21 protein-coding genes are annotated in these 21,776 nt (G+C 64.2%); 18 read left to right on the forward strand and 3 right to left on the reverse strand.

Annotated features, from left to right (window positions below):
* The first annotated feature begins 34 nt into the window (after window positions 1-34).
* The 4 genes from ACYU03_RS04675 to ACYU03_RS04690 all read left to right on the forward strand — a co-directional run bounded on the left by ACYU03_RS04675 (window position 35) and on the right by ACYU03_RS04690 (window position 3,210).
* Window positions 35-421, forward strand: a complete 387-nt coding sequence (locus ACYU03_RS04675) for a CidA/LrgA family protein (RefSeq protein WP_461888398.1) — start codon at window positions 35-37, stop codon at window positions 419-421.
* The gene (locus ACYU03_RS04680; protein WP_461888400.1) at window positions 411-1,097 is read left to right on the forward strand and encodes an LrgB family protein; all 687 of its coding nucleotides are present in this window, start codon (window positions 411-413) and stop codon (window positions 1,095-1,097) included. The genes ACYU03_RS04675 and ACYU03_RS04680 overlap by 11 nt, the downstream gene beginning before the upstream one ends.
* Window positions 1,098-1,274: 177 nt before the next feature.
* Window positions 1,275-2,180, forward strand: coding sequence for an alpha/beta fold hydrolase (locus tag ACYU03_RS04685; protein WP_461888402.1), 906 nt, complete (start codon window positions 1,275-1,277; stop codon window positions 2,178-2,180).
* A 115-nt stretch (window positions 2,181-2,295) separates the two neighbouring features.
* A complete protein-coding gene (locus ACYU03_RS04690; RefSeq protein ID WP_461888404.1) occupies window positions 2,296-3,210 on the forward strand; it encodes an SDR family oxidoreductase in 915 nt (304 codons plus the stop codon).
* Window positions 3,211-3,481: 271 nt separating this feature from the next.
* On the opposite strand, the gene ACYU03_RS04695 is transcribed toward ACYU03_RS04690, so the two are convergent.
* Window positions 3,482-4,264 carry an IclR family transcriptional regulator gene (locus ACYU03_RS04695; protein ID WP_461888405.1) on the reverse strand — a complete coding sequence of 261 codons (783 nt, stop codon included), beginning with the start codon at window positions 4,262-4,264 and terminating at the stop codon, window positions 3,482-3,484.
* A 188-nt stretch (window positions 4,265-4,452) separates the two neighbouring features.
* Between ACYU03_RS04695 and hmgA the strand changes: the two genes are divergently transcribed.
* Genes hmgA through maiA form a run of 3 tightly spaced genes read left to right on the forward strand, consistent with a single transcriptional unit; the run spans window position 4,453 to window position 7,694 of the window.
* Window positions 4,453-5,751: a homogentisate 1,2-dioxygenase gene (gene hmgA / locus ACYU03_RS04700; protein WP_461888406.1), complete on the forward strand. Its 1,299-nt coding sequence runs from the start codon at window positions 4,453-4,455 to the stop codon at window positions 5,749-5,751.
* Between the two features lie 3 nt (window positions 5,752-5,754).
* Window positions 5,755-7,047, forward strand: coding sequence for a fumarylacetoacetase (fahA, locus tag ACYU03_RS04705; protein ID WP_461888407.1), 1,293 nt, complete (start codon window positions 5,755-5,757; stop codon window positions 7,045-7,047).
* A gap of 14 nt (window positions 7,048-7,061) precedes the next feature.
* Complete coding sequence (gene maiA / locus ACYU03_RS04710; protein ID WP_461888409.1) at window positions 7,062-7,694, forward strand: maleylacetoacetate isomerase; 633 nt, start codon at window positions 7,062-7,064, stop codon at window positions 7,692-7,694.
* Here the strand turns inward: maiA and ACYU03_RS04715 are convergent.
* On the reverse strand, window positions 7,688-8,494 hold the full coding sequence (locus ACYU03_RS04715; protein ID WP_461888410.1) for a SirB1 family protein: 807 nt from the start codon (window positions 8,492-8,494) through the stop codon (window positions 7,688-7,690). The two genes, maiA and ACYU03_RS04715, sit on opposite strands and share 7 nt — an antisense overlap.
* Window positions 8,495-8,618: 124 nt before the next feature.
* On the opposite strand from ACYU03_RS04715, the gene ACYU03_RS04720 reads away from it, so the two are divergent.
* The gene (locus tag ACYU03_RS04720) at window positions 8,619-9,638 is read left to right on the forward strand and encodes a Leu/Phe/Val dehydrogenase (protein ID WP_461888412.1); all 1,020 of its coding nucleotides are present in this window, start codon (window positions 8,619-8,621) and stop codon (window positions 9,636-9,638) included.
* Between the two features lie 6 nt (window positions 9,639-9,644).
* On the opposite strand, the gene ACYU03_RS04725 is transcribed toward ACYU03_RS04720, so the two are convergent.
* Entirely contained in the window at window positions 9,645-9,908 is a 264-nt protein-coding gene (locus ACYU03_RS04725; RefSeq protein WP_461888414.1) for a YebG family protein, read from the reverse strand.
* A 252-nt stretch (window positions 9,909-10,160) separates the two neighbouring features.
* Here ACYU03_RS04725 and ACYU03_RS04730 point away from each other — a divergent pair, with 252 nt between their 5' ends.
* The 10 genes from ACYU03_RS04730 to ACYU03_RS04775 all read left to right on the forward strand — a co-directional run bounded on the left by ACYU03_RS04730 (window position 10,161) and on the right by ACYU03_RS04775 (window position 21,764).
* On the forward strand, window positions 10,161-10,634 hold the full coding sequence (locus ACYU03_RS04730; protein ID WP_461888416.1) for a phosphate-starvation-inducible protein PsiE: 474 nt from the start codon (window positions 10,161-10,163) through the stop codon (window positions 10,632-10,634).
* A 543-nt stretch (window positions 10,635-11,177) separates the two neighbouring features.
* Window positions 11,178-12,119 (forward strand): fatty acid desaturase, encoded by a 942-nt coding sequence (locus ACYU03_RS04735; RefSeq protein ID WP_461888418.1) that lies wholly within the window; start codon window positions 11,178-11,180, stop codon window positions 12,117-12,119.
* Window positions 12,120-12,133: 14 nt separating this feature from the next.
* Window positions 12,134-12,922, forward strand: coding sequence for a phosphate/phosphite/phosphonate ABC transporter substrate-binding protein (locus ACYU03_RS04740; RefSeq protein ID WP_461888419.1), 789 nt, complete (start codon window positions 12,134-12,136; stop codon window positions 12,920-12,922).
* 116 nt (window positions 12,923-13,038) lie between these two features.
* A complete protein-coding gene (locus ACYU03_RS04745) occupies window positions 13,039-13,551 on the forward strand; it encodes a sigma-70 family RNA polymerase sigma factor (RefSeq protein WP_461888421.1) in 513 nt (170 codons plus the stop codon).
* A gap of 1 nt (window position 13,552) precedes the next feature.
* Window positions 13,553-14,509 carry a DUF4880 domain-containing protein gene (locus ACYU03_RS04750; protein ID WP_461888423.1) on the forward strand — a complete coding sequence of 319 codons (957 nt, stop codon included), beginning with the start codon at window positions 13,553-13,555 and terminating at the stop codon, window positions 14,507-14,509.
* 126 nt (window positions 14,510-14,635) lie between these two features.
* The gene (locus ACYU03_RS04755; RefSeq protein WP_461888425.1) at window positions 14,636-17,314 is read left to right on the forward strand and encodes a TonB-dependent receptor domain-containing protein; all 2,679 of its coding nucleotides are present in this window, start codon (window positions 14,636-14,638) and stop codon (window positions 17,312-17,314) included.
* A gap of 16 nt (window positions 17,315-17,330) precedes the next feature.
* Window positions 17,331-18,344, forward strand: a complete 1,014-nt coding sequence (locus ACYU03_RS04760; RefSeq protein ID WP_461888427.1) for an ABC transporter substrate-binding protein — start codon at window positions 17,331-17,333, stop codon at window positions 18,342-18,344.
* A complete protein-coding gene (locus ACYU03_RS04765; RefSeq protein ID WP_461888429.1) occupies window positions 18,345-19,271 on the forward strand; it encodes an aliphatic sulfonate ABC transporter substrate-binding protein in 927 nt (308 codons plus the stop codon).
* A gap of 37 nt (window positions 19,272-19,308) precedes the next feature.
* A complete protein-coding gene (locus ACYU03_RS04770) occupies window positions 19,309-20,313 on the forward strand; it encodes an ornithine cyclodeaminase family protein (protein ID WP_461888431.1) in 1,005 nt (334 codons plus the stop codon).
* Window positions 20,310-21,764, forward strand: coding sequence for an HAL/PAL/TAL family ammonia-lyase (locus ACYU03_RS04775; RefSeq protein WP_461888432.1), 1,455 nt, complete (start codon window positions 20,310-20,312; stop codon window positions 21,762-21,764). Before ACYU03_RS04770 ends, ACYU03_RS04775 begins: the two co-directional genes overlap by 4 nt.
* Window positions 21,765-21,776: the final 12 nt, after the last annotated feature.

Here is a 21,776-nt window from a genome sequence, read left to right on the forward strand (position 1 = left end):
ATTTTAAAATAGGGGCCTCTCGAGGAACCCTGACATGAAATCCGCGTTACTGAAAAAGTCCCTGCGCCTGCTGGCCGAACTGGCGGTGCTGTTGGCCCTTTACCTTTTCGGCGGTCAGCTCGCTACCTGGTTGGGGTGGCCGATCCCTGGTGGTGTCATGGGCCTGGCGCTGCTCCTGCTGTTGTTCGCCCTGGGGTGGCTCAAACCCAACATGCTGCAACTGGGGGCCGGCTGGCTGATGGCGGAGATGCTGCTGTTCTTCATCCCGGCGTTGATGAGCCTGCTTGACTATGGCGTGCTGATGCGTGACGAGGGCTGGCGCATCCTGCTGGTGATCGGCGTCAGCACCTTGCTGGTGATGGTGATGACCGCTGTGACCGTGGAGGCGGTCTGCCGCTGGAGGTTGCGCCATGAGTCTTGAACCCATGCCGCTGTTCTGGCTCGCACTGACCTTGCTGGCCTACCTGGGCAGCCGTTGGCTGTACCGGCGCAGCGGGCGTTATGTGCTGTCGCCGCTGATCCTGGTGCCGGCCTTGCTGCTGGCGGTGGCCGTGCCTTTGCACACCGCCTATGCCGAATATGCGCGCAATACCCATTGGTTGATGAGTGTCCTGGGCCCGGTGACCGTGGCTTTCGCGGTGCCGATCTGGCAGCAGCGCGCGTTGCTGGCCCGGCATTGGCCGGCGTTGTCGCTGGGCATGCTGGTCGGCAGCGCCGCCTCCATCGGCAGTTCCTGGGGGCTGGCGCACCTATTGGCCCTGGACAATGCCGTGAGTCTCTCGCTGTTGCCGCGTTCGATCACCACGCCCTTCGCCATGCCGCTGGCCCGCGACCTGGGCGGAGTGCCGGAACTGACCGCTGTGTTCGTGATGTTCACCGGGGTGCTGGGGGCGATACTCGGTGGCATCCTGCTCAAGTACCTGCCATTGCGCACCCCCTTGGCCCGCGGCGCGTTGTTCGGCGTCGGCGCCCATGGCGCTGGCGTCAGCCGGGCCCAGGAAGTAGGCGGGGAAGAGGGCTCGGTGGCCGGCCTGGTCATGGTCCTGACCGGTTTGCTCAACCTGTTCGCCACTCCCTTGCTGGCGGCGCTGCTCTGACCGTTCGCCCCCTGACTCGTACGGCCATCAAGCTGGCTGCCAATGCAACTTACCGGCAAAGCGCTGCTGACTAGACTTGAGTCTTCAAGAAGCACACGAATGTGCCGAGGTGAATGCAATGATCGCAGTCACAGCCTTCCTTGATTCCTTTTTGCCACACTACCGGGATTGAATCTGATGCCTTTGGCCGAAATACCATTGTGCGTCTGGCGAACCCGGGGGCAGAACTTTTCCTTCCGGGGCCAGAGCATCCGTTACTGGACAGCAGGGCAGGGCGAACCCTTGCTGCTGCTTCACGGCTTCCCTACCGCCAGTTGGGACTGGCACTACCTGTGGACGCCACTGGCCCAACGCTTCCGGGTGATTGCTTGCGACATGCTCGGCTTCGGTGATTCGGCCAAACCGCTGGATCACCACTACAGCCTGATGGAACAAGCCGACCTGCAGCAGGCCTTGCTCACCCACTTGGGCGTTGGGCGGCCGGTGCACCTGCTGGCCCATGATTATGGCGGCAGCGTAGCCCAGGAGCTGTTGGCCCGGCACCATGAACAACGTGCCGAGATCGCCAGTTGCGTCTTTCTCAACTGCGGGTTGTTCCCCGAGAGCTACAAGCCACCCCTGATCCAGAAGCTGCTGCTCAGCCGCCTGGGCTGGCTGGTGGGCCGCTCCTTCGGGCGTGACGACTTGGTGCGCAATGTCACGCAGATCTACGGGCCTTGCACCCATCCCAGCGAAAGCGCGTTGGATGACTACTGGAGCCTGATCGTTTCCAACCGCGGCACACGCATCCTGCACAAGCTGATCGGCTATCTGGCCGAGCGTCGTGCGCAGCGAGAGCGCTGGGTTGGAGCGCTGCAACGCGACGGCGTACCGCTGCGCTTCATCAATGGCGCGGTCGACCCGATCTCCGGGGTGCATATGGTCGAACGCTACCGACAACTGGTGCCGGAGCCCGACACCGTGCTGCTGCAAGGCATTGGCCATTATCCGCATACCGAGGCGCCGACACAGGTGATGCGCCATTACCTGGCCTTTCGCGAGCAACCGATGAGCTACCCCGAACAGAGGGTCGCCTGGTCCTGAGTGGGCGATCATCGGTCTGTCTTATCGCCCGCTATTCAGCCTGAGTACGCTTGATTGTCCGCCGGCCGGTGCTGGCGGACACTCGTTGTTCCCGTCATTCCCTGGAGCCTTGAGCATGAGCGAACCGGTACGTCTGCAAGATAAAGTGGTGATCGTCACAGGGGCCGGGGGAGGCCTGGGCCGCGCCCATGCGCTGCTGTTCGCCGCTCGCGGGGCCAAGGTAGTGGTCAACGACCTCGGTGGCTCGACCCACGGCGAAGGCGCCAGCGCCTCGGCGGCTGATCGGGTGGTGGCCGAGATCCACGCGGCCGGTGGCAACGCGGTGGCCAACCATGACTCGGTCACCGACGGCCAGCGCATCGTCGAACAGGCACTGGACAGCTTCGGCAGGGTCGACGTGCTGGTGAACAATGCTGGCATCCTGCGCGACAAGACATTCCACAAAATGGATGAAAGCGACTGGGACCAGGTTTACCGAGTTCATGTGGAAGGCGCCTTCAAGCTCACCCATGCCGCCTGGCCGCATCTGCGCGAGCAGAACTGGGGGCGGGTGATCTTCACCTCATCGACCTCCGGCATCTACGGCAATTTCGGCCAGGCCAACTATGGTATGGCCAAGCTCGGCCTCTACGGCTTGACCCGCACCTTGGCCATCGAAGGACGCAAGCACGGCATCCTGGTCAACGCTATCGCCCCGACTGGCGGCACGCGCATGACCGAAGGCCTGATCCCACCGCAAGTGTTCGAACGGCTCAAGCCCGAGCTGATCAGCCCGCTGGTGGTGTACCTGGGCAGCGACCAGTGTCAGGACAGCGGCGAGCTGTTCGAGGTGGGAGGCGGCTGGGTCGGCAAGGTGCGCTGGGAGCGCAGCTTGGGCGTGGGCTTCGACCCGCGTGAAGGTTTCACCCCAGAGCAGGTGGCGGACAGCTGGCAGCAGATCTGTGATTTCGACGGCGCCGTGCACCCGCAAGACAGCCTGCAGGCATTGCAGCAGATGATGGCTAACTTGCAGAAGTATCCGCTGGGCTGAGGCGCTGCATGCTCCGGCCCATCATCTGAGCGATGCATTTTCTTGCGCCGATAAAAAAGGCCGCTGCAAATGCAGCGGCCAACTGAGACGTTAGATCAAGGAGCTTCAAAATCAACGTCGGTGAACCTTGCAGGCCCGGAAGGCGGGGGAGAGCCCTTCGCGCCGTGCCAGTGAGATCAGGATAAGGGCTTGATCCGACGAGAAAAATAGAGGCTTCTGACATTCTCTATTACCGTTCGGGTAACAGTACCTGGCCAGGGCCATGCCTCTGTCACCGCACAGGCTCGTAGCCCATGCGCCAGCTGACGGCCTGGGTGGCAGCCAGCAGGCGCTGGGCGGCAGGCCCCTGTTCATCGGCGTGGAAGATCGAGGTCGGGCCCACCACGGTCATCACCGCGGCGATCTGCCCCATGGCGTTGAACACCGGTGCCGACAAGGCATCCACACCCGGCATCAGCAACCCGTGCACATGGTGCAGGCCACGCTCGCGGATGCTGGCCAGCAGGGGCGCGTACTCGCTGGCGGTGTGGTTCAGCGCCGCCAGTTCCTGATCGCGCAGTTCCACGGTCTCGCGCTCCGGCAGGTAGGCGGCGAACACCAGGCCAGTGGACGAACTGAGCAGCGGCAGCACCGAGCCGATCTGGGTCACCACCGTCACCGCGCGCACGGCCGGTTCGATGCTCACCACTGTCGCGCCCTGGTTACCCCATACGGCGATGAAGCAACTCTCGTTGAGCGCGTCGCGCAATTGCGACAGCGGCAGGGCCGCGACTTTCAGTACATCGATCCCTCCCAGGGCGGCCAGCCCGACCCGCAAGGCCTCGCGTCCCAGGCCGTAATGGTTGGTGGCCGGGTCTTGTTCGGCAAAGCCGCTGGCGATCAGCGCCTGCAGGTAGCGGTGCACCTTGCTGGCCGGCATGTCGACATGTTCGGCCAGGCGTGACAGCGGCGTGGAGGGCGAGAGTTGGGCAAGGGCTTTGAGGATGTCGGTGCCGACTTCCGCCGAGCGGACCTTTTGCTTGCCGTTGTCGGCAGGGGAGCTGGCTTTGGCCATGGGGGTGGGCATCCAGGGAGAACAGGTGGGCGTCTTTATAGCTTGACGCCTTTCGGCAATCAAATTACGTTATTCGTAATCTGATTACGATAAAAACAATGCAGACATGCTGCTACCCCTGAGCCGTCCCTCGGCAGGGCCCGCAGCCAGCTGCCATCAACCGGCCTGCATCGGGCCCGGAGGCGCAGATGAACCTCGATACGTCCCCCATCAGCTACCTGAGTGGTTTCGGCAACGAATTCGCCAGCGAAGCCTTGCCCGGCGCCTTGCCGGTTGGGCAGAACTCGCCCCAGAAGGCCCCTTATGGCCTGTATGCCGAACTTTTTTCCGGTACCGCCTTCACCATGTCGCGCAGCGAGCTGCGTCGTACCTGGCTCTACCGTATCCGGCCCTCGGCCTTGCACCCGCGTTTCGAGCGCCTGGAGCGCCAGCTCAGCGGTGGCCCGCTGGGTTCGGTAACCCCCAACCGCCTGCGCTGGAGCCCACAGCCGATTCCTAGCGAACCCACCGATTTCATCGAGGGTTGGGTAGCCATGGCAGCCAACTCAGCGGCGGAAAAGCCCGCGGGCGTTAGCATCTACACCTATTGCGCCAATCGTTCGATGGAGCGGGTGTTCTTCAATGCCGATGGCGAGTTGCTGCTGGTGCCGGAGCAAGGGCGCCTGCGTATCACTACCGAACTGGGCGTGCTGGAGTTAGAACCCTTGGAGATCGCTGTGTTGCCGCGTGGCTTGAAGTTCCGCGTCGAACTGCTCGATAGCCAGGCTCGCGGCTACATCGCCGAGAACCATGGCGCGCCGCTGCGCCTGCCCGACCTGGGGCCGATTGGCAGCAATGGCCTGGCCAACCCACGCGACTTCCTTGCCCCGGTGGCCCGCTATGAAGAATCCAGCGGCCCGGTTCAACTGGTGCAGAAGTTCCTTGGCGAACTCTGGGGCTGCGAGCTGCAGCATTCGCCGCTGGACGTGGTGGCCTGGCACGGCAACAACGTGCCCTACAAGTACGACCTGCGCCGTTTCAACACCATCGGCACGGTCAGCTTCGATCACCCGGACCCGTCGATCTTCACCGTGCTGACCTCGCCGACCAGCGTGCCAGGCCTGGCCAACATCGACTTCGTGATCTTCCCGCCGCGCTGGATGGTGGCCGAGAACACCTTCCGTCCGCCATGGTTCCACCGCAACCTGATGAACGAGTTCATGGGCCTGATCCAGGGGGCCTACGACGCCAAGGCCGAAGGCTTCCTGCCCGGCGGCGCCTCGCTGCACAGTTGCATGAGCGCCCATGGCCCGGATGCCGAGACTTGCAGCAAGGCGATCGCCGCCGACCTTGCGCCGCACAAAATCGACAACACCATGGCCTTCATGTTCGAGACCAGCCAAGTGCTGCGCCCGAGCCGCCATGCCCTCGAATGCCCGCAATTGCAGGCCGACTACGATAGTTGCTGGGCCACGTTGCCGAGCACCTTCAACCCGAACCGGAGATAAGCCATGAACCAGACCGCCATTGCCCGCAGTTGGGTCGACCACGCCAACGGGCACAGCGACTTCCCGCTGCAGAACCTGCCCCTGGGCATCTTCAGCCGTCCGGGCGAAGCGCTGCGGTGCGGCGTGGCCATCGGCGACGCCATCCTCGACCTGGAAGCGGTCCTGGCCGCCGGCCTGTTCGAGGGCCAGGCCAAGGCCGCTGTCGAAGCCACCCGGGGTGGCGCGCTGAACGCTTTCTTCGCCCTGGGCCGCGAGCCCCGCGTGGCACTGCGTGAGCGCCTGCTGGCGCTGCTCGGCGAGCACAGCGAGCACCAGGCCGCTTTGAAGGCGGCGCTGTATCCCGCCAGCGACTGCCAACTGCACCTGCCAGCGCGGATCGGCGACTACACCGACTTCTACGTGGGCATCGAGCACGCCAAGAACGTGGGCAAGCTGTTCCGCCCCGACAACCCGCTGCTGCCGAACTACAAGTACGTGCCCATCGGCTACCACGGCCGCGCTTCGACCATCCGCCCCTCCGGTACCGACGTGCGCCGGCCTAACGGCCAGACCCTGCCGGCCGGGCAGAGCGAGCCAAGCTTCGGCCCCTGCGCGCGCCTGGACTATGAACTGGAGCTGGGCATCTGGATCGGCCAGGGCAATGACATGGGCCAGGCCATTCCGGTCGCCGATGCAGGTGAGCATGTCGCCGGCTTCTGTCTGCTCAACGACTGGTCGGCGCGGGATATCCAGGCTTGGGAATACCAGCCGCTGGGCCCGTTCCTGTCCAAGAGCTTCATCACCAGCGTCTCGCCATGGGTGGTGACCGCCGAGGCCCTGGAGCCGTTCCGTTGTGCCCAGCGCGCCCGTCCAGAGGGTGATCCGCAGCCGCTGTCCTATCTGCTCGACACCCGCGACCAGGCCAATGGCGCCTTCGACATCGAACTGGAAGTGCTGCTGCTGACCGAGCGCATGCGCGAGCAGAACCTGCCGGCCCACCGCCTGACCTTGAGCAGCACCCGCAGCATGTACTGGACCGTGGCGCAGATGGTCGCCCACCACAGCGTCAACGGTTGCCAGCTGCAGCCGGGCGACCTGTTCGGTTCCGGCACCTTGTCTGGTGCCGTCCCAGGTTCCTTCGGCAGCCTGCTGGAGATCACCGAGGGCGGCAAGCATCCGGTGGAGCTGGCCAGTGGCGAGGTGCGCAAGTTCCTCGAGGACGGTGACGAGATCATCCTGCGCGCCCGTTGCACGCGAGATGGCGTGGCCAGCATCGGCTTCGGCGAATGCCGCGGCAAGATCCTTCCGACACGCTGAGCGAGGGCAGGGCGATGGAACTCTTCACCTACTTCCGTTCCACCTCCTCGTACCGGGTGAGGATTGCCTTGGCGCTCAAGGGCCTGGATTACCAAGCCCTGCCGGTCAACCTGCTCAAGGGCGAACAGCGCAGCGACGGTTTTCTCGCGCTCAACCCCCAAGGTCGAGTGCCGGCGCTGCGCACGGACAACGGCGCGTTGCTGGTGCAGTCGCCGGCGATCATCGAGTACCTGGAAGAAGCCTATCCACAGCCTGCGCTGCTCCCGGAAGACGCCGAACAGCGTGCCAGGGTGCGTGGCGTGGCGGCCCTGATCGGTTGCGATATCCATCCATTGCACAACGTCAGCGTGCTCAACCAACTGCGTCAGCTGGGGCATGACGAGGCGCAGGTCAACCAGTGGATCGCCCATTGGATCGGCCAGGGCCTGGCGGCGGTGGAACAGTTGATCGGCGAGCAGGGCTACTGCTTCGGCGATGAGCCGGGGCTGGCGGACGCCTACCTGATTCCGCAGTTGTATGCGGCTGAGCGCTTCAATGTCGATCTTGGTGATTATCCGCGCATCCGCCGGGTTGCCGCCCTGGCCGAGCAGCATCCGGCGTTCATCACGGCGCACCCGGCGAGGCAGCCCGACACGCCGGCTCAGTGAATCGAGCGGGGGGATATCGGCAACTGGCCGAGGCGCTCGCTCAGGCGCAGGCGCTGGATCGGGTCGTCGGTCAGCAATAGGGCATGCTCCAGGTCGAAGCGTTCGGCCTGGGGGCATTCCAGGTGTTGATAGAGGGTGGCGCGGGCCAGGTAGTCGCTGACCTGGACCGGGCCCAACTGCATGACCCGTTCGGCATCGATCAAAGCGGCCAGGTCGTTGTCATTGCTTGAGTGCAGTTGGCGCAGGTTGCGTGATAGGCGCTGGAGCATCTGCATCGGATTGGCGCTGCGAAGGTGTTCCGCAGTCAATGGCAGTTGCGGACCGAACTGGCGGCTCAGCAATTCGCGGCAGTCAGTAGGGTACAGGCGTCGCCCGCCGCAGGGATCGAGCAGGTGATCGGCACCCGGCACGCGCAGCAGGAAGTGGCCGGGGAAGTTCACGCCTTCCAAGGGGATCGACAAGCGCCGGGCCAGCTCCAGTGCCAGGATGGCCAGGGCCAACGGTTGGCCGCGGCGCCGATGCAGAACCTTGTCCATCAGCGCCGCCTGAGGGCGCAGCGGATGGTACTCGTCCTGCTGGAAGCCCAGGGCATTCAACTGACGCAGCAGCGGCTGGGCCAGCTCGTTGACCGGCAGCATCGGCAGGCCGGCGCTGATGTTCCGTTGCAGGTCGTGGACCTGTGACAGGCAGGCGTCGATATCGACGCTGCGGTCATGTTCGGCGGCAATCCATAGCGCGGCTTCCAGCAGGGCGACTGGCTCGCGTTCCAGGCAGGCCAGGCAGGCTTGGCGTGGGTTCATGGGTATCTCCGCTCAAGCTTCTGTTGTAGCCCCAGCGCCGCTTTTCGTCCAGTGGTCCGCCGAGGGCTTGTGCAGGAAGGACATGCCTATACTGGTAGGAGCACCTCATCGGGGGAGCCCGTCGATGTTCGCGCTCATGCAAAGCACCCGCACCCAGTCCCTGCACCTGTGCATCGACCCGCCCACTGGCCTCAAGGCCGTGGTGGCGATCCACAGTGAGCAGATGGGCCCTGCCATGGGCGGCTGCCGCTACCTGCCGTACGCGGATGACGAAAGCGCGATGATCGACGCCATCCGTCTGGCCCAGGGCATGAGCTACAAAGCCGCGTTGGCCGGCTTGCCGTTGGGAGGCGGCAAGGCGGTGATCATCCGCAACCCCCATGTGGAAAACCGCGCGGCGTTGTTCGAGGCCTTCGGGCGTTTCGTCGACTCGCTGCAGGGGCGCTTCATCACCGCGGTGGACAGCGGCACCTCGACCCTGGACATGGACTGCATCGCCCAGGCCACGCCCCATGTCACCAGCACCACGGCCTCCGGCGACCCGTCGCCGCACGCAGCCATGGGCGTGTTCGCCGGCATACGGGCCACCTCCATGGCGCGCCTGGGCAGCGACAACCTCGAAGGTTTGCGGGTGGCGGTGCAGGGGTTGGGCAATGTCGGCTATGCCCTCGCCGAACAGTTGCATGCGGCCGGTGCCGAATTGTTGGTCAGTGACCTGGACCCAGGACGGGTGCAACTGGCCATGCAGCAGTTCAATGCCCACCCGGTGGCGAACGAGGCGCTGATCAGCACCCCTTGCGACATCTTCGCGCCCTGCGGCGTGGGCCCGGTGCTGACTGGTCAGAGCGTGATGCAACTGCGTTGCGCGGCAGTGGCCGGGGCTGCCAACAACCAGTTGACCACCTTGCAGGTGGCCGATCAGTTGGAAAGCCGAGGCATCCTCTATGCGCCGGACTATGTGATCAACGCTGGCGGGCTGATCTATGTGGCACTCAGGCACCAAGGCGAGGATCTCGGCACCATTACCGCGCACCTGGCGCGCATTCCCTCGCGGCTCACCGAAGTCTTCGCCCACGCCCAGGCGGAAAAACGTTCGCCAGCGCGGGTGGCGCAGATGCTCGCCGAGCGCCTGCTTTACGGTTGAGCGGGCTTAGCCGGCAGCGTTGCCGTCGAGCAGTTCGACCAGGGCGTCGGGCTGGTTCTTGAAGGCGCGGGCGAAGATGTCGCGGTTCTTCGCCATGTAGATACCGGCCTCCTCGACCTGCTGTTCGCTCAGCGACGGCACGGCCTTGTGCAGTACCTCGGCCAGCCGTTCGGCCAGCTCGAGCATCTTGTCGTGACGGTCTGCTTCGGCCTTATCCATGAACAAGCGCTCCGGGTCGCGGCTGCTGCGGTATACCACTTCGACGGCCATTCATCACCTCATGTGCCTTTTTGCTGGTTGAGTCAGGATTAACTGTATTTATATACAGTATTCAGGATAAGCCTTCCGGCTGCAACCCGATAGTGGCGATTTATCTCGAATCACCCGGTACAGCGTAGCCGCCAAGTGCCTTGCGGCAATCGGTCGCCTTCTCAAGGCAGGGGCCTGGCCTTTTAACTGCATGGCACAAAGCGTCATGTGCCTGGCGCATCATCCTTCATGTCGTATCGGGGACTTAGCATCGTGAACATCAAATGGGCTGAAAAGCTGCGCAAGGGCCTGCATGGCTCGGCCGATTCGCTCGGCAACCTGTGTGTCGAGTCGTTCCACTACCTGGCGCTGTTCGGTATCGGTGGCATCACCGCCTGGGCTGCGGTGATGACCTTCCTGGAGATGCTCAACAAGGGCGGGGTCAGCGTCGACGACATCCTGTTGTTGTTCATCTACCTTGAGTTGGGGGCCATGGTGGGGATCTACTTCAAGACCAACCACATGCCGATCCGCTTTCTGCTCTACGTGGCGATCACCGCGCTGACCCGCCTGCTGATCGGCGATGTGTCGCACCACAAGGCGCCGGATGTCGGCCTGCTGTACCTGTGCGGCGGCATCCTGCTGCTGGCCTTCTCCATCCTGGTGGTGCGCTATGCGTCGTACCGCTACCCTTCGACCAAGGTCATCGATGCCAGTGGCAAGGACCTCGACGACGGTAAGGTCTGACGGCTGGGGTGCCCGCGTCTGACTGACAATGAAGCCTGCACAGATTGTGTGAAAACATCTGCCTGGCCCTTCAAAAAATGCTCCGTATCAGAAGATACGGAGCATTTTTCGTTATGGTCTACATCCAAGTAGAGTCCCGCAGACAGACCGGTCTGTTCCCGGTCTTGCTGGTGCGTTTGAATGCCATGCTGCGGGACGGTAAGCCGTGGCAGGAACCTGAAAGTCAGACGCCCGCCACCTGACCGCTCATTGGGAGCAGATCGCTTAAAGCGGGTCTCGCTGCGTCACCTTACAAACTTACTGTCCAACATTTGGGGCGCGGCCCATTCTGTGTAAACCACAGGAATTGAGGTATGCAGGGATTCTGTGGGGCTGGCGAAGCCTGCGATGGGCCGCACAGCGGAGCCATTGGCCTTAACTGACTGGCATTAAGCTTCCAGGCTCCATTTGTCATTAGTGGTTCTGAACTCATAACCAAACGATCTGCAAGATTTCCCCGCGTCGCTGCACATGTTCATACCGGACATGACGCAGGACCCCGCGATGCCCCACTACCTCGATGACGCCCAGCGCGAAGATGTGCAGCGCCTGTATGCCAGTTTCCTTGGTCGCAGCGAATGGCCGACCTGGCTGTTGCTCGTGGCCGTGCAGGGTGGTTGGTTTGCCGTGATGATCTTCAGCCACGAGTTGGGCGTATGGCCAACCACTGTGCTGCTGGTCCCGCTGCTGGTGTTGTGGCTGTCGCTCCAGCACGAGCTGCTGCACGGTCACCCGACTCGACTGCCGTGGCTGAACAAGGCCCTGGGCTATGCCCCGTATGCGGTCTGGTATCCCTATACCTTGTACCGCGACAGCCATCTTCGTCATCACCGCGACGAGGACCTGACGCTGCCGGGCCGCGACCCGGAAAGCCGTTACCTCAGCCGCCTGCATTGGCAGCGCAGCGGCGCATTCACGCGTGCCCTGCGCTGGGTGGACAAGACCTTGCCTGGCCGCTTGTTGCTCGGGGCGCCGCTGGCGCTGCTTGGCCTGGTCCGGGAGGAGCTGGCTCGCCTGGCCCGAGGTGATCGCCAGGCCTGGCTGATGTGGCTGACCCACGGTTTGTTCTGCGGGGTGATGTTCGTGTTCATCGCCCGCTACAGCGCCCTGTCGGTGGTGCACTACCTGGCGTTCGTCAGCGTGCCGGCGCTGGCGGTGGCAATGCTGCGCTCCTACTACGAGCACCGGCCTAGCGAGCGCCCGGAGCAACGCACGGTGATCAACGAAGCCGGTTGGCCCTGGCGCTGGCTGTTTCTGAATCTGAACCTGCACCTGGTGCATCACGACTTGCCGGGGCTGCCCTGGTACTTCCTGCCCCGGGTCTACCGCCAGCGGCGTGAGCAATGGCTGGCCCGCAGCGGTGGTTTCCTGGTGCGGGGCTACGGTGAGTTGTTTCGCCGTCACAGCCTGAAACCGGTCGATAGCCCGGAACACCCCTTTGTCTGACTTGGAGTCCGAGCATGACCCATGGCTTCGCCGAGTTGTCGATGTATACCGCCCCACCACGAGTAGGCGCCGCCAGCGAGGCCTGGCTTGCACGCATCCTGCAATTGCTCGGCGCGACCCGCGGGGACGCCGCTGGCCTGGACCTGCCGCAACTGTGGCAGTCGCCGCAATTGCTGCTGGCGCAGACCTGCGGCTATCCGCTGATGACGGCCTTGCGTGGCCAAGTCCGGGTGATCGGCCGGCCGCTGTATGAGCTACCCCATGGGCATGGGGGCGACCATTGCAGTCTGCTGTTGGCTCGCTGCGACGATCCGCGGGAGGTGCTGATGGACTTTCGCGGCAGCCATGGCCTGGTCAACAACGCAGACTCCAACTCCGGGATGAACCTGTTCCGTCATCGGCTGGCGCCCTTGCAGCGCGGTGGGCGGTTCTTCGCGGATATCAGCCTGACGGGCGGGCACCGCGACAGCTTGCGGGCGTTGCGCGAACGGCGCGGTGACCTGGCCGCCATCGACAGTGTGACCTACGGCTACCTCGCCCGTGACCACAGCGATGAGGTGGCGGGCCTGCGGATCGTTGCCCGCACTGCCAGCGGCCCCTGCCTGCCTTACATCGGCGCTGGCCATCTCGATGAGCGGGCAGTGCAGCGGGTACGCGCCGCGATGAATCAGGCGCTAGCGGACCTGCCTGAGGTGGCGAAGACCCTGGCCATCGCCGAGGTGCTGCCTGCCAGCGAGGCCGATTATCAGGTGCTGCTCGACTACCAGGAGGAGGCGAGGCTGCTCGGGCTTGAGTATCTTTAATTTCTTTATCGAATATAAAAATGTTTTTTAAGTATTTTTAAAGTATAAGACGTCAGGCTAGCATGCGCTCACCGGAACACCGGACATACCACGAACCTACCCCTTGTGGAGCCTTCATGTCCGGCATCGGAAACTCACACAGTGATTACGTGGGCGGCCTGTTCCGCAGTCATTATCCGTGGCTGTGCGCACGCTTGCGTCGGCACCTGGGCTCCGGCAGCGGCAACGCCGAAGACATCGCCGCCGACACCTTCGTGCAGTTGCTGAGCGCGCCGGGCGTGGTGCCGATCCGCCAACCCCGCGCCTTGCTGACCACCATTGCCCAGCGCCTGATGTACCAGTTGTGGCGCCGTCGCGATCTGGAGCGGGCCTACCTGGAAGCCTTGCAAGCCGACGAGGAACGGCTGGCACCATCGCCCGAGCAACTGGCGCAGATGATCGAGGCACTGCAGGCCATCGACACCTTGCTCGACGGCTTGCCGGCCAAGGTCAAGGCAACCTTCCTGCTGTCGCAACTCAATGGCCTGACCTACCCGCAGATCGCCCGGGAGCTGGGCATCTCGCAACGCTCGGTCAGCGACTACATGGCCAAGGCCATCAACCGTTGCCTGAAGGCCAGTCTGGATTGACATGAACGCAACCGACGACCAGGAACGACTGATCGAACAGGCCACGCACTGGATCGTGCTGTTGCGCTCGGGAAGTGCCAGCGAGGCGGACCACCAGGCGTTCCAGACCTGGCGCGCCCAGGACCCGCGTCATGAACAACTGTGCCAGCGGCTGGAGACCACCTTGAGCGTGTTCCAGGTACCGAAGGCCCAGGGCATCGGCGGCGCCGTACTGCAGCGCACCCTTGCCGCGCCATCGGGTCGGCGTAAGTTCATCCAGGGGGCGCTGCTGGGGGCTGGTGTGGCGCTGGGGGCTGGTTGGGGACTCAACAACCCGCTGCTGGCGCCGATGCAACTGGGCGCCGACATCAGCACCGGAACGGGCCAGCGCCAACGCATCGCCCTGCAGGACGGCAGCCAATTGACGATGAATGCCGAAAGCGCGGCGGATGTGCGTTTCGATGATCAGTGGCGGCTGCTCAAGTGGCGTGGCGGGGAGGGGTTGATCGAGATCGCCGGTGATTCCCGACCGTTCAGGGTGCAGACCCGCGCCGGCAGCATCAGCGCTCAGGTATCCCGTCTGCTGCTGCATGAGCGTGGCGCGAGCTGCCGGGTCAGCGCCTTGAGCGCGGAGCTTGAGCTGATCAATCAGCAGGGCGACGGTCTGCTGTTGCAGGCAGGGCAGAGCGTCACCTTCGACCGCTTCAGGTTTGGTGCCGTGCAGGCCCTGAGCAGCACCGAGGGCGCTTGGGTCGATGGCCTGCTCGAGGTCCGCGACAGCCCGCTTGCCGAGGTCATCGATGCCTTGAGGCCCTATCGCCGTGGGGTATTGCGTGTTGACCCGGACATTGCCGGCTTGCGCGTCAGCGGGCTTTTCCGTCTGGACGACAGCGACATCGTCCTGGAGGCGCTGAGCCGGACCTTGCCCATCCGCGTCACGCGCCACAGTGACTACTGGGTGATGCTGAGCCCGGCCTGAATGCGGCCGGTTCTAACGACATAACCAATCGATCTGCAAGTTTTCCCGCCGCCGTGCCACAGCATTTCCGTAAGCGCTGCCGAGGGAGCAGCGTTGTTGATTCCGGGAGAGGGAATCGTTGTGCGCATGACCTACAAGAGCATCACCAGAAACCATTCGGCGACCCCGTTCCACCCCGCGCTCAAGGCCTTTGCCATCGGCCCGCTGGTCGGGCTTTTCATGGCCTGTGCCTATGCCGCCGATGAGGCCAAGCAGGCTTATCACATCAGTGCCGGCCCCCTGGACGAAGTGTTGCTGAGCATCAGTCGGCAAAGCGGCCAGGTGATTTCGTTCACCCCGGGGCTTGAGCGTTTTTCGTCTTCTTCGATCGAGGGCGACCTGACGGCCGAGCAGGCGATCAGTGAAGCCCTGCGCGGCACGGGCCTGCAATTGCAGGTCAGCCCGGGCGGCGCGTTCATCGTCCGCGACACTGGCAGCGAAGCCGCCGCCATTGGGCCTGCCGATGCCCAGGCAAGCCAGGTCGCCGCCGCGAGTGCGCCGACCCTGGACCGGGTCATCGCCATCGGTACACGGCGCAATGACGCCACGGCCCTGACCAGCGCCGCGCCGGTAGACGTGATCGGCAGCGAAGAGTTGGTGCAGACCGGCGCGACCACGCTCAACCAGGCGCTGTTCCAACTGTTGCCGTCGTTCAACTTCCCGCAGAACCAGAGCGCCACTCGCGGACAGAACCCCAAGGGGGCGTCGTTGCGCGGCCTGTCCCCGGACCAGACCCTGGTGCTGGTCAACGGCAAGCGGCGCCACGCCTCGGCGGTGGTGAACATTTCCGGCGGCGTGCCGTTCATTGGTGCCCAGCCGGTGGATCTGGACATGATCCCGATCAGCGCCATCGACCATGTGGAAGTGCTGCGTGACGGCGCCTCGGCGCAGTATGGCTCCGACGCGGTGGCCGGGGTGATCAACATCGTGCTCAAAGAACGCGACAGTGGTGGGCAGCTCAACACGCAACTGGGCAAGTACGCCCAGGGTGACGGTTTCAGCAAGAACGTCGACGGCTGGTATGGCCTTGGCCTGCCAGGGGATGGTTTCCTGACCCTGAGCTTCAACGGTGTGAACACCAAACCGACCGATATTGGCGACAAATACGAGGCCGATGGTGAGTTGCAGGACCCGCGCTGGGGTGGCGCCGGGCGGGACAAGTTCAACCTGGCCGCCAATGCCGAAGTCGGCCTGAACGACCAGTGGCGGTTGTACAGTTTCGGTACCTACGGCCAGGACAAGTCGGTCAACAATACGCCGCCGCTGTTGCGCGACAACCCCAACAACGTCCCCTCGCTCTACCCCAACGGCACCATTCCGAAGTACCGCTATCGTTACGAAGACGCCTCGCTGACCATCGGTACGCGCTTCGAGGATGCGTCCATCGGGCGCCTGGATATCAGCGCCACCTATGGTCGCGACAAACACGACGAGTTGGCCTTCGATACGGTCAACCCCAGCTATGGTTCGCGCAGCCCGACCAAGTTCGATGTCGCCACGCTGATCAATACCCAGACCAACCTGGCCATCGACTATGCCCGTGACCTGGAGGTCGCCTGGTCGGACAACCCGCTGACCCTCTCGGCAGGCATCGCCTACCGCCGCGAGCAGTACCAGTTGCAGGATGGCGACTTCGACTCCTACTCCTTTGGCGGCATCGACGGTGTGCAAGTCGGGGCGGTGCAGGCATCCGGGTTGATGCCGGACGACGCCGATACGTACCGGCGCGAAGTCGGCGGCGTGTACTTCGGTCTGGAAAACCAGGTCACCGACAAATTCCAGGTCGGTGTCGCTGGGCGCACCGAACACTATTCGGACTTCGGCTCGGCCACCACCGGCAAGCTTTCGGCGCGTTACGAGTTCACCCCGCAGGTGGGCCTGCGCGGCACCATCAACAGTGCCTACCGCGCGCCGACCCTGGGCCAGATCGGCACCTCCTGGACCACCACGACCAACGTCGATGTCAATGGCAACCCAGTGCTCACCCGCATCCTGCCGGTCGATCATCCTGCGGCGCAGGCGTTGGGCGCGCAGAAGCTCAAGCCGGAGAAGTCCACCAACTACTCCCTGGGTCTGGTGTTGCGGCCGACCGAGCAGGCTTCGCTGACCGTCGATGCCTACCAGATCAGCATCCGTGACCGCCTGTTGTACAGCGGTGGCATCTCGGGCCCCGAGGCCGAACGGATTCTCACCGAAGCTGGCTTCGGCCAGTACAGCTGGGCGCAGTTCATGACCAACGCCGCCGACACCCGCACCCGTGGGGTCGACATCGTCGGTAAGTACAACCTGGACCTCGAGGGCCTGGGTAACCTGGCGCTGTCGGCCGGTTACACCAAGGCCAAGACCACGATCAGGAAGGTCCACGGCAACCCGTACGGCTTCGATGTGCTGACCCGCGAAGCCCGAGGCTTCCTGGAGCACGGCTACCCCGAAGACAAGCTGGTGCTGGGGGCGACCCACCGCTACGGCCCCTGGACGGTAAGCCTGGCGCAGACCCGCTATGGCAAGTACCGCAAGTACGCCGCCTCGGCGGACAACGCACAGTACGACCAGACCTTTTCGGCGCAGTGGAATACCGACCTGGACGTGAACTACGCGTTCAACAAGCAACTGACCCTGTCGGTGGGGGCCAACAACCTGTTCGACAGCAAGCCGGACGACTTCAACACGCGCCTGCGCCAGACCCCAGGGCAGCAGTACAGCTACCTCGCTCCTTCGGCACCGGAGGGGACGTTCTACTACACCCGGCTGAGCTACGACTTCTGAGTTCCACGAGGCGACCATGACATCGATAAAGAAACTGCTGAGCTATTCACTGTTGGCCATCGGCCTGCTCGGCCAACCGCTCCTGGCAGCCGAGAAGGCGGAGCCGATCCACTTTGGCGACATCACTTGGGAAAGCGGCAGCCTGATCACGGAAATCCTGCGCACCATCGTCGAGAAGGGCTATGGCTACCGCACCGATACCTTGCCGGGCAGCACAGTCAGCTTGGAAGCGGCGCTGGCCAAGGACGACATTCAGGTGATCGGCGAGCAGTGGGTTGGCCGCAGCCCGTTCTGGGTCAAGGCCGAGGCCGAAGGCAAGGTGTTCGGCCTCGGCGATACGGTCAAGGGGGCGACCGAAGGCTGGTGGGTGCCCGAGTTCGTGATCAAGGGTGACCCGGCGCGGGGCATCGAGCCGTTGGCGCCCGACCTGAAGTCGGTGGCTGACCTGGCCCGTTACAAGGATGTGTTCAAGGACCCCGAGTCGCCGAGCCAGGGCCGCTTCCTCAACAGCCCGACCGGCTGGACCTCGGAGATCGTCAACAGCCAGAAGCTCAAGGCCTATGGGTTGACCGACAGCTACGTGAACTTCCGCACCGGCTCCGGCGCGGCGCTGGATGCCGAGGTCAGCGCATCGATTCGCCGGGGTAAGCCGGTGCTCTTCTATTACTGGTCGCCCACTCCACTACTGGGGCGTTACAAGCTGGTGAAGCTGGAAGAGCCGCCGTTCGACGCCGAGGCCTGGAAGACCCTGGCCGACGCCAACCACCCCAACCCCCAGGGTTCGCGTTCGTTGCCGGCGCACCTGGCGATCGGCGTGTCTGCGCCGTTTCGTGCCCGCTACCCGGAACTGGTGGCGTTCTTCAGCCAGGTCGACCTGCCCATCGACCTGTTGAACCAGACCCTCGGACGCATGAGTGAGAAGCGCCTGGACCCGCGCTCTGTGGCGCAGTCGTTCCTGCGCGAGCATCCCCAGGTGTGGAGCGCCTGGGTGCCAGCCGATATCGCCGCCAACGTCAGCCGGAGCCTGTAGATGTTCAAGTTCATTTTGCAAGTCCTCGTGCTGGCGCTGTCGACCTCGTTGGCACAGGCGGCCGATCCGCAGGTATTGCGCATCGGCTACCAGAAAAGCTCGGTGAACATGGTCCTGGCCCGCGAGCACAAGCTGCTCGAAGCGGCATTGCCGCAGACCCGGGTGCAATGGATCGAGTTTCCCGGTGGCCCGCAACTGATCGAAGCACTCAATGGCGGCAGCCTGGACATTGGCAACATCGGCGACATTCCTCCGATCTTTGCCCAAGTGGCCGGTATCGACCTGCGCTACATCGGCGTCGAGCCGAGCGATGGCCGCACCGAGGCGATCATCGTGCCCAGCAACAGCCCGGTGCAGCGCCTGGAGGATCTCAAGGGCAAGCGCGTGGCTTTGCTCAAGGGCTCCAGCGCCCACAACCTGTTCCTCAAGAGCCTGGTGCAGGCGGGCATACAACTGACGGATGTCAACCTCGTCTACCTGTCGCCGGCCGACGGCCGTGCGGCGTTCGAGCAAGGCAAGCTGGACGCCTGGGTCATCTGGGACCCGTACTACTCGGCCGCGTTGCTCGATGGCAGTGCCCGGCTGCTCAGCGATGGCCAGGGCCTGAACCCCAGCGGCACTTTCTATGTCGCCAGCCGGCGCTTTACCGACCAGCACGGCAAGGTCATCGGCACGCTGCTCGATGCGTTCCGGCAGGCGCAGCAACTCTCAGTCGAGCAACCCGAGGCCAGCATCGACAGCATGACTCATGTGCTCGGGCTGCAACGCAATGTGGTGGAGCGTTATTTCAGCCATCGCTACAGCGCCCCGATCCGCCCGCTGGACCCGACCACCATCGAGAACCAGCAACGCACCGCTGACCTGTTCCTTGCCAACCGCCTGATTCCCAAGGCCGTGCGGGTGCAGGACATCGTCTTCCAGCCATGACCGGCTCCATTCACTTCCAGGCAAAGGTTTCCTGACCATGCAGCCCCTCTACATCGACTTCCTCAACGGGCCGGACATCGCCGCCCTGGACCTGGGCAATGATGAAATCCTCGAAGCCATCGAAACCAGCCTCACCATCCAGGGCCGTGGCGAGGCGGTGATAGAGCCGCGCACGCACCTGATTCCCGGCGGCGAGGTCAAGGGCCACTTCAATGTGTTGCGCGGTGTGCTGGGTGGCGACATCGGGTATGCCGGGGTCAAGGTGGTGGGCGACTTCGTCGACAACTACCGCCATGGATTGCCGTCGGAGTTGGCGATCCTCAACCTGCTCGACCCGGCCACTGGCGTGCCCAAGGCCATCCTCGATGCGTCGGTGATCACCGACATGCGCACCGGTGCGGTGACGGCGCTCGGCGCCAAGTACCTGGCCAATCCGCAGAGCAAGGTGTTGGCGCATATTGGCGCGCGGGGCACGGCCTATTGGAACGTGCGCTTGCTCGACCACCTGTTCGACTTCGAGGAAATCCGCGTGCACTCGCGCCGGCACGAGAGCCGCGAAGCCTTCGCCGAACGCCTGCGCCGCGACCTGGGTAAGCCGGTCACCGTCACCGAGGACTGGGAAAGCGCGGTGCGTGGGGCTGACATCGTGGTCGAGGCCTCGCGCCTGGAACGGCCCGAGCCCATCCTGCGCACCGAGTGGATCAAGCCCGGAGCCTTCGTCGTGCCCTACGGCACCATGAGCGCGGTCGAACTGTCGTTGACCGACATCATGGACAAGCTGGTGGTCGACGACTGGGGGCAGTGCAAGGGCGGCCAGTTCGGTGCGTTGCGGGCCCATGTCGACGCCGGAAAACTCACCGAGCAGACCCTGCACGCCGAACTCGGACAGATCGTTGCCGGGTTGAAAAGCGCTCGGCAGAGCCCGCTGGAAACCATCCTGTTCTGGCACCGAGGCTTGAGCCTGAGCGATATCGCCCTAGGGCACGCGTTGCTGCAAAAAGCCAAGCGCCTGGGGATCGGCCAGCGCTTGCGTTTCTCATGACCCGCATCCCGCTGGGCCCGGGCGGCCTGGGCCTGGAGCAGTTGCTGGCGGTGGTCGATGGCAGCGCCACTCTGGCGTTTGATGCCTGTGCTCGGGAGCGCATCAGTGCCGGGCATGCTCTGCTGCTCGAGCGGATTGATGCGGGGCAACCGGTCTACGGCGTCACCACTGGATTGGGTGCGGCGGTCGACCAGGCGCAGGCTGCCGATGACCGGTTGTTCCAGCAGCGCATTGCGCCGGGCCGGGCGGTGGGTGTCGGGCGCCTGGCCCAGCGTCGGGAAGTGCGCGCCATCCTCTGTGCCCGCCTGGCAGGGCTGGCGCAAGGGCGTTCGGGCATCTCCCTGGCGACAGCCGAACAGTTGCTGGCCTTGCTCGAACACGGGATTCATCCACAGGTGCCGTTGCTCGGTTCGCTGGGTGAAAGCGACCTGGCGCCGCTGGCGCACCTGAGCCTGGCCTTGCTGGGCCAGGGGATGGTCGAGTATCGCGGCGAGACGATGAGCGCGGCCCAGGCCTTGGCGCTCGCGGGCTTGCCCACTGCGCGGCTGATGGGTAAGGACGGGCTTGCACTGGTTTCGGTCAACGCGGCGAGCATTGGTCTGGGGACATTGCTGGTGGCTGATGCACAGCGGGTGCTACAGCGGCAACTGGCGGCTCTGGCGTTGTCATGCGAGGGCTTTCGCGCCAACCTCAGCCCGTTCCAGCCTTGGGCTGCGCGCCTGCGTCCGGCGCCGGGGCAGGCGGAGCAGTCGGCGGCATTGCTGGCCTTGCTGGAGGGGAGCGATCTGGAGGACCCGAAGCAAGCACGGCGCTTGCAGGACCCTTTGAGTTTTCGTTGTGCCGCCATCGTCCTCGGCGCAGCCCAGCATGCCTGGGGCCAGGCACGCGATGTGGTGCAGATGGAACTGGCCAGTGGCGCCGACAACCCGGCGCTGATCGAAGAAGAAGGGCAGGTGCTGGTCACCGCCAATTTCGACAGTACTCACTTGGCGCTGGCGTTCGAAGGGCTTGGCCTGGCCTTCAGCCGGCTGGCCGTGGCCAGTGCCGAGCGCATCGCCAAGCTGTTGTCTCCCGGTGCCAGCGAGCTGCCGCGCTCGCTGGCGCCACGCCCTGGCCGGGTTGGCCTTGCCGCCTTGCATCGCACGGCCGCGGCGTTGGTGGCGCAGATCACTCACTTGGCCAACCCTATCCCGGCCATCAGCATTCCCGTGGCCGACCGAGTGGAGGACTATGCCGGCCAGGCCCTGGCGGTCATCGACAAGACCTGCGCCTTGACCGAGCGCCTGGAGTGGCTGTCACGCATCGAGCTGATCACGGCCGCACAGGCCGTCGACTTGCGCGGAGGGATTCGTTTGGGAGAGGGAGTGCAGCGGGCGTATGACGAGGTTCGGCGCAACGTTGCCTTCGTCGACGAGGATCGGGCGTTGGACCTGATGGCGCCCTGGCGCTAGTGGCCACGGATG

The sequence above is a fragment of the Pseudomonas sp. X10 genome (genome assembly GCF_054889225.1).